Consider the following 12,267-nt stretch of genomic DNA (forward strand, 5'->3'; position numbering starts at 1 on the left):
CCACCTTCATTTCGAGACACCTGTCAATCCCGGCGGTCAGCCAGCGAGTTGGTCACGGATCTTGCGGGGCAGCTTGGCGAAGACGATGTTGTACGACTCGGAGATCCAGTCGAGGGTCTCCGCGGGCTCGATCCGGCCGTCGAAGTAGACGGTGTTGCAGTGCCGCTTGTTGGCGTAGTAGCCGGGAACCACCGAGGGGTAGGTGGCCCGCAGCACGAGCGACTCCTCGGGGTCGTAACTGAACGTCGCGTACTGCGGATCCGCGTCGTGACCGAGCATCAGGAAGATCTTTCCGCCGACGCGGTAGCAGGTGGTCTGCGGCCCGAAGACGTTGTCGTACGTCACGTGGGGCATCGCCGTGCAGTGGGCGTGCAGGACGTCGGAGGGGAGCTGGGGCGTCGCGGGGGCAAGGTCCGGCGGGGTCATGGGGTCCTTTCGCGGGCGTGGTACTCGGTGAGGTAGGAGACCCGGGACTCCGTGCTCCCGTGCGTCGCGGGCGGCACCCACTCGCCGGAGATCCGCGTGACCAGTCCGGTCAGCGGCTGCGTCACCGGGGTGTCGTCCGGGACCGAAGGGGCCCAGCGAGCAAGGATCTTCAGGGTCATCGGGTCCAGCGGCACCCACGCGCCGTCCAGGCGGATCTCCGCCCAGTGGTGCGGAGTGGAGAACGGCTCGGCCACGATCAGGCCGAACGACCGCCGCGCCTGGTAGCCGAGCCGCTTCGCGCCCGCGAGCATCAGCGTGGAGCTGCCGCCGCAGTCCGCGATGCCGGTCGTCCGCATGAAGTCGGCATCCCAGCGGATCGACTCGGCCAGGAGGTAGAACCGCAGGCGGGCGATCTCGTGGCACAACTCCGCCAGATCGTCCGGGAGTCGGGCGTCGGGGCGTGGGCGCTCGCTCTCCAGGGTGACGGCCGGGGGTTCGTCGAGCGGGCCGAGGGTGACCTCGCGGCGCTCGCCGCCCGGCAGGGCGAGCCGGTAGATGCAGGGCCCCTGGTGGCCGGGTTCCGGACAGCTGGGCACGTAGCGCAGCACGTGGTGGCCGGGTCCGCTGCGGACGCGGTTCCAGGTACGGCCCCAGGAGCGGATGGCGATGCGCCGCACGGAGGACAGGCCGAGATGGAGTGCGATGTTGTCGAGGTCGAGGCCGTCGTAGCGGCGCTCTCCGTCGTCACCGTCGCGACTGCTCAGCCCGGCGCACACCAGGCGCTCCAAGAGTTCGGGACCCACGCCATGCTTGGACCTGGCCTCCCAGGTCCCGCAGCTGTACGTGCGGTGCTCGTCGGGAATCCGGGCGACGTCGGCGAGCAGGGCGTCGATCATCGCGTCGGTCACCGCCGGCGCCCGCGCGGGTGCGGCCGTCACGAGGCGAGCACTCCGGAGATCCGCAGCGTGACGTCCAGGCCCTCCTCGCCGGACTTGCCGATGCGGACGTCGCCGCGGGCCTGACGGTAGATCTCCGTACCGCCGGTGACAGCGAGCAGACCGAGCTCGTTCTCGACGAAGCCCTGGGCCGTCACACAGCCGCCGGGCAGCTCCATCGTGACGTTGAGCTGGTAGCTGGTGTCGGACGCGAGCGTGCAGACGCCGGCGTCGCGGCCGACGACCGTGCCGTCGGCGTCCTGCAGGTCGTCGTGGAAGACGAAGTGGTCGCCCAGGGTGGTCTTGCCCTCTTCCTGGGCGAAGAGCTTGAAGCCCTTCCCGACCGACAGGAAGCGCAGCACGCGCTCCTCGGTGGAAGGCAGTGTCCCGACGGTCATGGTGCTCTCCCCGCTGCCTTTGACAGGCGCCTGTGCACTGGACTGCGTCAACATAACCGGAACGTTGACTATAGTCAATGTCGCTTCTAGGCTTCTGATGACACCAGTTGAAGGGCGGACCGTCCATGCAGCCAAGCGCCGCGAGGCTCCAGGTCGTGGGCTTCGGGCCCGCGGCCCTCGGCATCCCGATCGCCGCCGACCGCGCAGGATCCCTCGACGCTCTGATGCGGGACGGCTGCGTGTTCCTCGACCGCCGCGGCCGGAACGAGTGGCGCAGTCTCGACTACGACATCTGCTCCAACTCCGCGGCCGGGGACTTCCTCGCCGGACTCGCCCCGGACGGCCGCCTTCGCGCGGCCCTGCGCTCCCCCGAGGGCCGGGCCCTGCAGGTCGACCCCGACCAGCCGGTGGCGCTCCGACTCGCCGCCCGCTTCCTGGCCCGTACGGCACGCGAAGTCGCCGACTACACCGTTCGGTTCGACCGCGCCCACACCCTGTTCGGCACCGCCGTCGACCACCTCCGGCACGATGCAGACGGGTTGTTCCACAGTTGCGATACGCGGGGACGCACCCTCGCCCTGTCCCGGTCCGCGGTCATCGCGGTGGGTGCACGACCACGGGCCGGTGACGACGGCGGCCCCTGGTTCACGACCTCGGAGGCCGTGCTGCGGCGCGAGCGCGACGCCCAGTGCGCGAGGGCCGTCGGCGCGGGCACACCGATCCGGGTACTCGGCGGCTCGCACAGCGCCTTCTCCACGGTCGGGCTGCTGCTGCGCGAGTGGGGGGACGGGCTGCGGCCGGGGCAGATCCGGGTCGAGGCCCGCAGCGAGATCCTGGTCTACCGGCCGGGCCGGCGGGCGGCGTCCGCCGGCGGTCCGAGCGGCGCGGGTGTCGCCACGGTCGATCCCGAGACCGAGCCGCTCCACCGGTTCTCCGGGCTGCGCGGCGAGTCCAAGACCGTCTACCGTGCGGTGGTACACGGCACGGAACCGCGGGTGCGCCTGCTGCGCCACAGCGAGGAGGCCGACCCCGCCACTCCCCCGCTGACCATCGCCGCCACCGGCTACCGCGCCCGCAGGCTGCCGGTCCTTGACGCCTCCGGCCGACCCCTGTTCCCGCCCGGCGAAGCCGCGGTGGACGCGAACGGACGCGTGCTCGACGGCGGAGGCCGCCCGATACCCGGTTTGTTCGGGATCGGCCTCGGCCACTGCTCGCCGCTCTCCCCGACGAGCGGCGACGGCGGCTACCCGATGGCCGCCGTGAACGTCTTCCACGGGCGAACGGCAAGCCGGATCGTCGCCCAGCTGTAGATTACGGAGCGTCGAATTTTGCGCACTGACAAAGGAGTTGTGGTGACGGAGCGTTCCGTGCGGTGCAGTTATGTCCGGCTCATGGTCGACGACTACGAGGCGTGCTTCCTCTTCTACCGGGACGTGTGCGGGTTCTCCGTCCTGTACGGCGACGAACAGAGCCGGTACGCGGAGCTGGACATGGGCACGGGAACCCATCTGGCGCTCAACAAGCGCGAGGTGATGGCCCAGGCGTTCGGCACCCTGCACGCGGACGCGAAGCTCCCCGGGCAGGACCGCTTCGCCCTGATCCTGGAGACCGACGACGTCGACGGCACCGCGGCGCGGCTCCGGGACGCGGGCGCCACCGTGGTCAAGGAAACCCAGGACTGGCCCGCCTGGGGCATCCGGGCGGCACACTTCCGGGACCCCGACGGCTATCTGGTGGAGGTCAACTCGCCGCTTCCCGAGGCGGGTTGACCCCACCCGAATGGGCCGGGCGGGTACGTGGCCAGGCTCACCGCTACGTGGCCGCGCTCACCGCGCGGTCAACGGCCGGTCCTGCACGTACGGCAGTCCGAGACGCAACGCCGTCTCCGCCTTGGTCAGTTCGGCGCCGAGATAGCCGGCGTGGCTGAGCTCGCCGGGCCCGAGGAGCTCGTGTCCGATCGCACCGAGCAGCAGGGCCTCCGCGCTGTGGCCGGTCAGTTCGCGGCACTGAGTGAAGTCCGCTCCGTAGTACCGAAGCACGATGCGACGCCGGGCAGTGTCCAGGGTGACCACGAAGTAGCCGGTGCCGGACGTGCTCAGAAGCCGGCGGCGCCCGCCCGCGGCCAGGCGCACCACGCGCGGCCCACTGCCGGCCAGCTCCGCCGCCAGGGCCACGGGTTCCTGCCCGGCCGGCGCTTCCGTGGCGGGCTGGGCGTCGAGTACGGCCCGCAGCCGCGTCTCGTCGGTGCAGCCGCGCACGTCGACCAGGGATACCCGGCGGCGGAACTCCGCGACCACGGCGGGCCGCAGGGTCCGCAGGTACGGCTCGTGGCCGAGCGCGCCGACGATGCGCCCATGCGCGTCCAGGCCGTGCGCGGCGAGGGCGAACAGGCTCTGGCCCGGCCGGAACAGCATGGAGTCCGGTCCGGCGACGACCAGCCGGTGCACCCCGTCGCGGGCCACCACGGCCCGCACCAGTTCCTCGATGCCGACGTTGGCCGTGGCGAGCGGGCCGGCCGCGGCCACCCTCGGGTGCCCGGCGATCCGGCTCGCGAGGCGCCGGTCGCCCAGCGTGCACACGGCGAGATCGGGGGCCGGAACGGCAGCGTCGGGCTCGGGGTCGGGCGCGGCCTCGGCCGGCGCGGCGGTCCGGTTCACCATGTGGGCGCACCGCCGTTGTAGCTGCGCGGGGCACCGCCCGGCTGCGGCAACGGCAGGGTGGAGCTGATCTCGGCGACGTCGAGGCCGAGGCGGTGGAAGCGCATCCCGGTGCGGAGCTGGCGGCTGCGGATCTCGTCGATGGCCCGGCGGAACCGGTCCTCGACCTCGGCGACTTGGCGCCGCTGGGTGGCCGCGTCGAGCCGGCCGGACAGGACGCCCTCCAGGTTGTTCATGAAGAACGCGTAGTTGGCGCGTCCCATCTCCTGTCGCAGGGTGTGCAGGAAGTCCTTGAAGCCGTCGAGTTCGGCCATCGCCTCCGGTACGTGGTGGAATCGCCGGTAGAGCCGGGAGACGAAGGTCTGCACCACCACGTTGAAGGTCTCGAACTCGAAGACCGCCGACTGGTCGGTGAGCACGCCGCGCTGGTGGTAGTCGTCGTTGTTGTACAGCGAGGCGTAGTGCACCGCGAGCTTCTGCACCCGCTCGTCCTTGAAGCGGTAGTCGTACGGGTCGAGCGACTTGCGGTAGTTGTCGCCGAGCAGTCCGTCGGCCGCCATCTTGGTCTCGATGGTGGTGCCCGGGTAGACCTCGAGCCGTTCGGTGAGCCGCCGCAGGTTGTGACCGGCGTGCGCGCGCAGGAACTTGGCGTTCTCCACGAGGGATTCCACCGTGGCGTACGGATGGAAGGGGATGAAACCCATGGCGAGGTAGATGCCGTGCTCGCGCAGCATCCGGATGACGGTGACGTTGTTCTCGACGGTGGCCCGCTTGTCCCACAGGAGCAGTTCCTCGGGGACACCGGACTCGATGCCCACATTGACCTTCTCCAGGCCGCTGCGCACCATCAGGTCGAGCAGGTCGTGGTCCTCGGGGGTGTCGTCCCAGTTCTCCGCCCGCATGCAGACGTTGTAGTAGATGTCCAGGCCGCGGTCGAGGAATCCCTGGGCGATGGCCCGGACCCGCTTCTTGCCGACCCGGCCGCCGTCCGGGTCCTCGAAGGTGGAGTCGACGAAGTCGAGGGTACGGAAGTGGTGTTCCCTGACAAGGTGTTCGACCTCGTCGACCACCGATTCCGCGCTGCGTCCGCGCCACGCCTTGCCGGCCTGGACCCGGTTGCCCAGGTTGGGCGCGGAGCAGAAGGTGCAGCGGGCCACGCAGCCGCGGCTGGTGCTGACGCGGACGTACTCCAGTTTGTTGCCGTGCGCCTTGAGTTGGTCGCGGGCAGGGTACGGCAGGACGTCGAGGTCGTGCACGAGGGGGCGCGGCGGGTTCTGGCGCAGTTCCCCGTCGGGCGTGCGGTAGGCGATGCCGGGGCAGTCGTCGAGGCTCTCGCCGAGGGCGAGGCGCTGCACCAGGTCCAGGATGAGCGGTTCGCCCTCGCCGACGGCGACCAGGTCGGCGTACGGATTGCCCCGCAGGACGTCCTTGCCGGTGAACGTGCCGGCCGGGCCGCCGCAGGCGATGACGACCTCCGGTAGCTGGCGGCGCAGTGCCTCGGAGAACTCCAGGCAGCTGGGCACGTTCAAGCTCATGAGGGTGAAGCAGACGAGGTCCGGGCCGAACGCGAGGATCTCCCGTACGGCCTCGTGGTGACTGCCGTGCTCGACCTCGCGGATCTCGCAGGTGAAGCCGACCTGGCGCAGGACGGCGGCCATGTAGGCGACGCCCAGGTGCTCGGGCGACATCACGAGGTCGCCGTCGAGGAGGATCACAAAGCTGACCCGGAAGGCAGCCGGGTCGGTGATCCGCTCGTCGAGCGCGATGGTGAAGTCCCCGGGTTTGGCCCGGCGCACGGGTTCGAGCGGCAGCGAGACGGGTGGCGCGGTGGCTGCCGGTCCGGGTGGCGCGGTGGCGGGTGAGGCCGCGGCGTCCGTGGTCATCCTGTGCTCCTCTCGGTGCCGGCGCCCACGGGCGCCGACGTGTCCACACCGCGCAGGTCCCGGCCCTCCATCGAGGGCGGGGCCGCGATGCCCAGGCCGGCGAGCACGGTCGGCATCACGTCCCGCATGTCGACACCGCCCGTGCCCCGGTCCCCTCGGCTCCAGAAGGTGGCGTCGTCCCGCGTGTGGGTGCCGGTGAAGGGCCCTGGGAGCACCAATGCGTCGGTGGACCAGGCGCCGCGGATCTGTACGCCGGGCGCGGGCATCGCCACCAGGTCGGGGGCCCGGTCGGCGACCGGTCCCGCGTACAGCTCCGCGCCGTACAGCACGTCGGCGACCAGCGGCCGGCCGGGGCCGCCCTCGGTGACCGTGCCGTCGTCTGCCCGGCGCAGGGCGAGGAGCCTGCGGCCGATCTCCTCGGCGGTGCCGGCGGCGAGGTCGCGGCCCCGGGGGAACCGGCCCCGGTGGTTGAGGTGGATGCGGCCCGGGTCGAGCGCGAACGCGGTGGTACGCGAGTCGATCCCGGTCAGGGACTCGGCGTCGGCGGGCAGTGCCAGGTAACCGGCCTGCCGGAGCCAGGCGTTGAGGTAGAACTGCGTGTCCGCGGGACCGAATCCGTGGTCGCTGACAAGGGTGAGCGCACCGTCGTCACCGGCGCGGGGCACGAGCGCGGCGACGGCCTCGTCGACCTCGCGGTAGAAGTCCATGATCCGCCCGTGCAGCGGGGCCTCGGAGTCGGTCACATGCCGCCAGAGGAAGTGGTGGACCCGGTCGGTCTCGGTGAACACGCAGAGCGCGAGCGTCCAGGGCTCCTCCGCCAGGAGCCGCAGGTATGCCGTGCGCCTGGTGCGGAGCGCTTCGAGCGCCCGGTCGAGGAATCCGTCCGGGTCGTTCGCCGCGTCACCGACCTCGACGTCGAGGTGGTAGCCGACTTCGCGCAGGGTGTCGCGCAGCCTCGGCGGTGAGACGGCGCGGTCGAAGTCGGGGGCCACGAAGCCGGAGACCAGGGCACCGTGCACGGGCGGGGCGGGGTAGGTGCCGGGCACGTTGAGCACCAGGGCCGGGACGCCCGCGGCGGCGGTGGCCTGCCACACCGGGGTGGCCACCAGGTCGTTGACGTTGGGGAAGTACGTGCCGTAGCCGCCCGGTTCGGTGTCGATGAACCCGTAGATGCCGTGCTGTCCCGGGTCCGCGCCGGTCAGGAAGCTCGCCCAGGAGGTGGAGCTGATCTCGGGGACAGGGGCCCGCAGCGGACGCAGGGTGCCCTGGGGCAGCAGGGCCCGCATGTGGGGCATCACGCCGTCGTCGGCGAGCTTCTGCAGCAGCCAGTACGGCACGCCGTCCAGGCCGATCACCAGGGAGCGCGGGTGGCGGTCGGTGCTCATATCGCGTCCTCCACCCGGTCCACGACGCCCAGGGCCAGGGCCCGGCCGTCCTCGTCGCAAAGCATGAAGCGGCCGAGCTGGACGCAGTCGCGTACCCGGTCGGCGGGGGCGGCGGCATCGAGGCGCAGCCGCAGGTCGGCGAACTCGGTGAAGCGAACCGGGCCTTCCTCGGTGACGGGGGCGAGGGTGGAGCTGTCCCAGCGGCTCTCGATCCGCTCGACCCGGGCGGGCGCGGAGGCCGCCGCGTACCGGACGACGCAGCGGTCGCCCTCGGCGATAGGGGTGGTGTCGCTGGTGGACAGGATGCGGATGTGCCAGCTGCGTCCGCAGGTCAACGGCTGGTCCGGTGGCGCGAGCACGGTTCCCGGGGCGGGTTCGGTGCCGTCGAAGAGCAGGCCCACGCTGTCGCCCGCCTGGGCCTGCTCCAGGGCGCTCTCGCCGAACCGCTCGATGGAGCGGACGACGCAGCGCGCGCCGGCGGCGTCGGCGAGCACCTGCCCGGGACGCAGGGTGCCGCTCTCGACCCGGCCCGCGATACGACGCCGCCCGGGCGCGCCGACGACGGTCTGCACGGCGAACCGCAGCAGCGCGGAGCGGGCCCGCTCCTGGCCGAGGCCGTGCAGGGTGTCGAGCAGCGCTCGGCCGGTGTACCAGGGGAGTTCGTCGGGGGCGGGGGCGGTGATGTTGTGCCCGGCGACGGCGCTGACCGGGACGGTGGCGGCCAGGCGCAGACCGCAGGCGTCGGCGAGTGCGGCCATCTCGTCCGAGACGCGGCGGAACTCGCCCTCCGCGTAGCCGACCAGGTCCATCTTGGTGACCGCGCACACCACGGTGGTGACACCGAGCAGTTCGAGGACGCGCAGGTGGCGTCGAGTCTGGTCGGTGGTGCGGGCGAGGCAGTCGACCACGACGACGCCGAGTTCGGCGCGGGAGGCGCCGGTGGCCATGTTCTTGAGCAGCGCGAGGTGTCCGGGCACGTCGATGAGGACGTAGCGGCGGACCTCGGTCTCCAGGACGGCCTGGGCGGTGTCGAGGGTGAACAGGTTGGTGCGCTCCTCGCTCAGACCGTCGAGCAGGAACGCCAGGCCGCCGTCCTCGATGCGGGTGCCGAGCCGGTCGGCCGAGATCGCCTCGGTGTCGTGCAGCACCCTGCCGAGGAGGGTGGACTTGCCGTGGTCGACCTCGCCGACGAAGGCCACGTGCAGGGTGTCGGCGGGGTCCGTGCCGGGTCCGGTGGGCGGCTCGAGGGTGCGTGGGGTGGGCAGGGTTGTCATGAGGGCTCGATTCCGGTCGGTACGGACGGGTGCGGCGAGAAGGACGCCTCGGGGTCGGACCCGGGCTCGGCTCAGGGCGTGTCCGGCGGAGGGTCACATGTAGCCGAGGGCCCGCAGCTTCTGCATGGCGGCGGCGTCCTCCTTGTCCTGCGCACGCCCGGCCCGTTCGCCGTCGCGGGCGTGCCGGACCTCGAGGACGACGTCGACCACGGTGCCCGCGGTGCTGCTCACCGGGGTGCAGCAGCAGGCACAGCCGATCGACCGGTAGCGCTTCTCGTCCTGAGCGAAGTAGAGCTCGGGGACGGGGATGTTCTCGGTCTGGACGTACTCCCAGATGTCGATCTCGCGCCAGCGCAGCATCGGGTGGACCCGGATGTGGCCGTCGTCGGCCACGGCCGTCTCGTGCAGGTCCCAGAACTCGGGCGGCTGGTCCTGGTAGTCCCAGGAGAACGACGCGTCGCGCGGGCTGAAGATCCGCTCCTTGGCCCGTACGCCGTGCTCGTCGCCGCGGATGCCGGCGATGACGGCGTCGTAACCGCCCGCGGCGATGGCCTGCTTGAGGGCGTCGGTCTTGAGCGCGGTGCAGCAGTCCAGCTTGCTGCCCCGCGTCGGACCCATGCCCGCGGCGAGCGCGGCCTCGTTGCGGTGGATGCGCAGGTCGAGTCCCCACTTCTTGGTCATCCGGTCGCGGAACTCGTACATCTCGGGGAACTTGTACGAGGTGTCGATGTGCAGCACCGGGAAGGGCACCTCGCCGAAGAACGCCTTGCGGATCGCCCAGAGCAAACTGGTGGAGTCCTTGCCCATCGACCAGAGCAGGGCGGGGCGTTCGAAGCGCTGGTGCACCTCGCGCAGGATGTGCACGGTCTCGTTCTCGAGTTCACGCAATGCCTGGTGCACCGGCGGTTCCTTCCAGTGAGGTGTCGTACGGCGGCGGGCCGTCCGGTCGGACGGGAGTGATCGGGCTTCCGTCGGCGGGGTGCAGGCCCACCACCAGCGGGTGGCAGCCGCGGAACCGGCCGGGGAACCGGTGGTTGGGGTGCGTGAGGCCGACGGCCGCGAACAGCTCGGGGGCGCCGGGGCCCGCGAGAAGGGTGCCGGTGTCCCTGCCGTCTGCGTCCCCGTCCCCGTTCGTCGGGAGCCGGAGGTCGTTGTTGAGGAGCAGCCGGACGTCGCGGACGATCCAGTCGAAGCGTTCGCCCGTACGGTCGGTGAACTCCAGGCGCAGGAACGTCCGCCCGCCGGTGGACCGTTGACGGCGGTAGCGCAGCGGCCGGACCGCCACGAGGCCGGCGCTCCGCCCGTACGCGAAGGCCGTCGCCACGTCCGGGTCGGCCACGGCGGCGAGCAGCGCAGCCCGTTCGTCGGGCCCGGCGAGGGGTCCGGCCCGCCGGGGTGTGCCCCGTACCGCGCGGTCCTCGGGCCGGGCGTCACCGCCGGTGGCCGGGCCCAGGTCGAGCCGTACGGGACGGTGCATCGTATAGACGGGGTCGGCGCCGGTGACCTCTGCCGCGTTGACCGGTTCGGGCCGCAGCCACCGTCCCTGGGCGGTGACCCCGGCGACGCAGGCCCCGCCCTCGGTGTCGAGCGTGACCGCGAGCGGCACCAACTCGGTGGCGGACTCCCCCGTGGCCGTGCTCATCCGCCGGCCCCGAGCGGGCTGCCGGTCAGGTCCGCAAGCGGTGCGCGGCCGAGCATCCGCAGGACTGTCGGTGCCACGTCGAGCGGCTGCCCGGTAGCGCCCGTGCCGGTGCCGAAGGACCTGCCGATTCCACCCCAGTACGACTCACGGCGGTGCCAGCCGCTCTGCAGGGTGCGGTGCACCTGCGCGGACCAGTGGGTGTCGCCGAGCGGCAGATAGCGCCAGTCGTGCGGCACGAGGATGAGGTCGGGCGCCCGGTCCGCGGCCGGGCCGCTGTGCACGTCCTCGGCCCGCAGCACATCGGCGAACAGGGGCAGTCCGGTGTACGGGTTGCGGTGCGCGAGCAGCGCCGTGCGCACCCGCCGCTCCGTCTCCGCGCGGCGGTGCGGCTGTACCGTGCCGTGCTTGTAGCGCCCGGCGGTGTTGAGGTTGACGCCCTGAGTGCCCTGGACCGCCTCGAACGCCTCGGTGGCGGCCCAGTCGGGTCGGCCGTCGGCGCCCTTGGTGAGCAGTCCGGCCACCTCCAGTACGTCGTTGACGGAGACGTACGCGCGCAGCGGGCCGAAGCCGATCTCGGAGAACGCCAGGAGCTCGGTGGTCGCGTCGGTCCGGTCGAGGAATTCTCCGAGCACCTCGTCGACCTGCTGGTACGCCTTCCGTACGGCCTGGTCGTCGGCGGCCACCGGGCTGCCCGGCTCCAGTTCCTGCCAGTAGACGTGCGAGAGCCGGTCGATGGCGGTGAGGTTGAGCACGAGCAGCTCGGGCGGCTCGCCCTGGCCGCCGTCGAACAGGTGCAGCGCGGCGTCGGCGCGCGCCCGGTCGGCGCCGAGCACCTTGCGGGTGAACTCCGCCCGGTCCTGGCCGGTGAACCATATGTTCACGTCGTGGGCGGGGTGGATGCCCGCCCTGCCGAGGCGCACGGGGAGGTCCCGGGGGTGGCAGGCGTGCAGGGTGCGGCGCATCGGGTACGCGATGCAGCTGCCGTTGAGCGGCTCCACGGGGTGGGTACCGAAGACGTTGACGACCGCGGTCGTCAGGTCGGCGAGCTCCGGGCGCTGCCACAGCAGCGGGCGGCGCGGTGCGGAACTGTCGAGCACGGCCGGTTCGTAGTCGGGGCTGTGCGCGTCCCAGTACGAGAAGACGCCGTGCTCGGCAGGGCTGTGTCCGGTGAACGCGCTGATCAGGCCCGGGGGTTCGTAGGGCACGAGCTCCGAGCGCATTGTGCCCCAGGCGCCCTCGGACCGCAGCCTGCCGAACGCGGGCAGGCCGTCGGGCCCCCAGCGGTCCAGGAGTTCGGGTGCCGCCCCCTCGGTGACGAGGACGACCGCGCGCCGGCGGTTCATCAGAGGGTCCCGGCGATCGGTACGGCGTCGGTGTGCGCCGCGGTGTCGGTGGTCGCTCCGGTGCCGGTGCGGGCCAGGCGCTCCTCGACGTAGTCGCCGAGGACGTTCAGCGAGTCGACCAGGAGCACGCTGAGGTCCTCGTCGTCGATCTGGATGCCGAACTCGTTCTCGACCCAGATGAGCAGTTCCAGACCGGCCACCGAGTCGATGTCGAGTGTCTCGCGCAGGCCCTCGTCCGGCACGGAGGCGGGGTCGCGGTCCAGGCGCAGCGCCTCGACGACCACCTTGCGCAGTCGGTCCTTGGTCTCGGCTGTCGCGGTCATG

13 protein-coding genes are annotated in these 12,267 nt (G+C 71.9%); 2 read left to right on the forward strand and 11 right to left on the reverse strand.

Annotated elements, in window-relative coordinates; genetic code table 11:
* Positions 1-36: 36 nt before the first annotated feature.
* Genes ABTX60_RS27155 through ABTX60_RS27165 form a run of 3 tightly spaced genes read right to left on the reverse strand, consistent with a single transcriptional unit; the run spans position 37 to position 1,759 of the window.
* Positions 37-426, reverse strand: a complete 390-nt coding sequence (locus ABTX60_RS27155; RefSeq protein WP_352099633.1) for an MmcQ/YjbR family DNA-binding protein — start codon at positions 424-426, stop codon at positions 37-39.
* Complete coding sequence (locus tag ABTX60_RS27160) at positions 423-1,364, reverse strand: transglutaminase domain-containing protein (protein ID WP_352099634.1); 942 nt, start codon at positions 1,362-1,364, stop codon at positions 423-425. The genes ABTX60_RS27155 and ABTX60_RS27160 overlap by 4 nt, the downstream gene beginning before the upstream one ends.
* Positions 1,361-1,759 carry a hypothetical protein gene (locus ABTX60_RS27165; protein ID WP_352099635.1) on the reverse strand — a complete coding sequence of 133 codons (399 nt, stop codon included), beginning with the start codon at positions 1,757-1,759 and terminating at the stop codon, positions 1,361-1,363. Before ABTX60_RS27165 ends, ABTX60_RS27160 begins: the two co-directional genes overlap by 4 nt.
* Positions 1,760-1,884: 125 nt before the next feature.
* On the opposite strand from ABTX60_RS27165, the gene ABTX60_RS27170 reads away from it, so the two are divergent.
* Positions 1,885-3,069 (forward strand): hypothetical protein, encoded by a 1,185-nt coding sequence (locus tag ABTX60_RS27170; protein WP_352099636.1) that lies wholly within the window; start codon positions 1,885-1,887, stop codon positions 3,067-3,069.
* A 42-nt stretch (positions 3,070-3,111) separates the two neighbouring features.
* Complete coding sequence (locus ABTX60_RS27175) at positions 3,112-3,528, forward strand: VOC family protein (RefSeq protein ID WP_352099637.1); 417 nt, start codon at positions 3,112-3,114, stop codon at positions 3,526-3,528.
* Between the two features lie 57 nt (positions 3,529-3,585).
* Here the strand turns inward: ABTX60_RS27175 and ABTX60_RS27180 are convergent, their stop codons facing one another.
* The 8 genes from ABTX60_RS27180 to ABTX60_RS27215 form a co-directional block, all read right to left on the reverse strand.
* Positions 3,586-4,419: a DUF4346 domain-containing protein gene (locus ABTX60_RS27180; RefSeq protein ID WP_352099638.1), complete on the reverse strand. Its 834-nt coding sequence runs from the start codon at positions 4,417-4,419 to the stop codon at positions 3,586-3,588.
* Positions 4,413-6,299 carry a B12-binding domain-containing radical SAM protein gene (locus ABTX60_RS27185; RefSeq protein ID WP_352099639.1) on the reverse strand — a complete coding sequence of 629 codons (1,887 nt, stop codon included), beginning with the start codon at positions 6,297-6,299 and terminating at the stop codon, positions 4,413-4,415. Before ABTX60_RS27185 ends, ABTX60_RS27180 begins: the two co-directional genes overlap by 7 nt.
* Positions 6,296-7,684: an alkaline phosphatase family protein gene (locus ABTX60_RS27190; RefSeq protein WP_352099640.1), complete on the reverse strand. Its 1,389-nt coding sequence runs from the start codon at positions 7,682-7,684 to the stop codon at positions 6,296-6,298. Before ABTX60_RS27190 ends, ABTX60_RS27185 begins: the two co-directional genes overlap by 4 nt.
* Entirely contained in the window at positions 7,681-8,958 is a 1,278-nt protein-coding gene (locus ABTX60_RS27195; protein ID WP_352099641.1) for a GTP-binding protein, read from the reverse strand. The genes ABTX60_RS27190 and ABTX60_RS27195 overlap by 4 nt, the downstream gene beginning before the upstream one ends.
* Before the next feature lie 93 nt (positions 8,959-9,051).
* The gene (gene cysD, locus ABTX60_RS27200) at positions 9,052-9,858 is read right to left on the reverse strand and encodes a sulfate adenylyltransferase subunit CysD (RefSeq protein WP_352099642.1); all 807 of its coding nucleotides are present in this window, start codon (positions 9,856-9,858) and stop codon (positions 9,052-9,054) included.
* A complete protein-coding gene (locus tag ABTX60_RS27205; protein WP_352099643.1) occupies positions 9,839-10,600 on the reverse strand; it encodes a hypothetical protein in 762 nt (253 codons plus the stop codon). The genes cysD and ABTX60_RS27205 overlap by 20 nt, the downstream gene beginning before the upstream one ends.
* Positions 10,597-11,943, reverse strand: coding sequence for an alkaline phosphatase family protein (locus tag ABTX60_RS27210; protein WP_352099644.1), 1,347 nt, complete (start codon positions 11,941-11,943; stop codon positions 10,597-10,599). Before ABTX60_RS27210 ends, ABTX60_RS27205 begins: the two co-directional genes overlap by 4 nt.
* Positions 11,943-12,266 carry an acyl carrier protein gene (locus tag ABTX60_RS27215; protein ID WP_352099645.1) on the reverse strand — a complete coding sequence of 108 codons (324 nt, stop codon included), beginning with the start codon at positions 12,264-12,266 and terminating at the stop codon, positions 11,943-11,945. The genes ABTX60_RS27210 and ABTX60_RS27215 overlap by 1 nt, the downstream gene beginning before the upstream one ends.
* Between the last annotated feature and the right edge of the window lies 1 nt (position 12,267).

Origin of the sequence: Streptomyces sp. NPDC126510 (assembly GCF_040302345.1) — a bacterium.
In the GTDB taxonomy this organism is placed as follows: domain Bacteria; phylum Actinomycetota; class Actinomycetes; order Streptomycetales; family Streptomycetaceae; genus Streptomyces.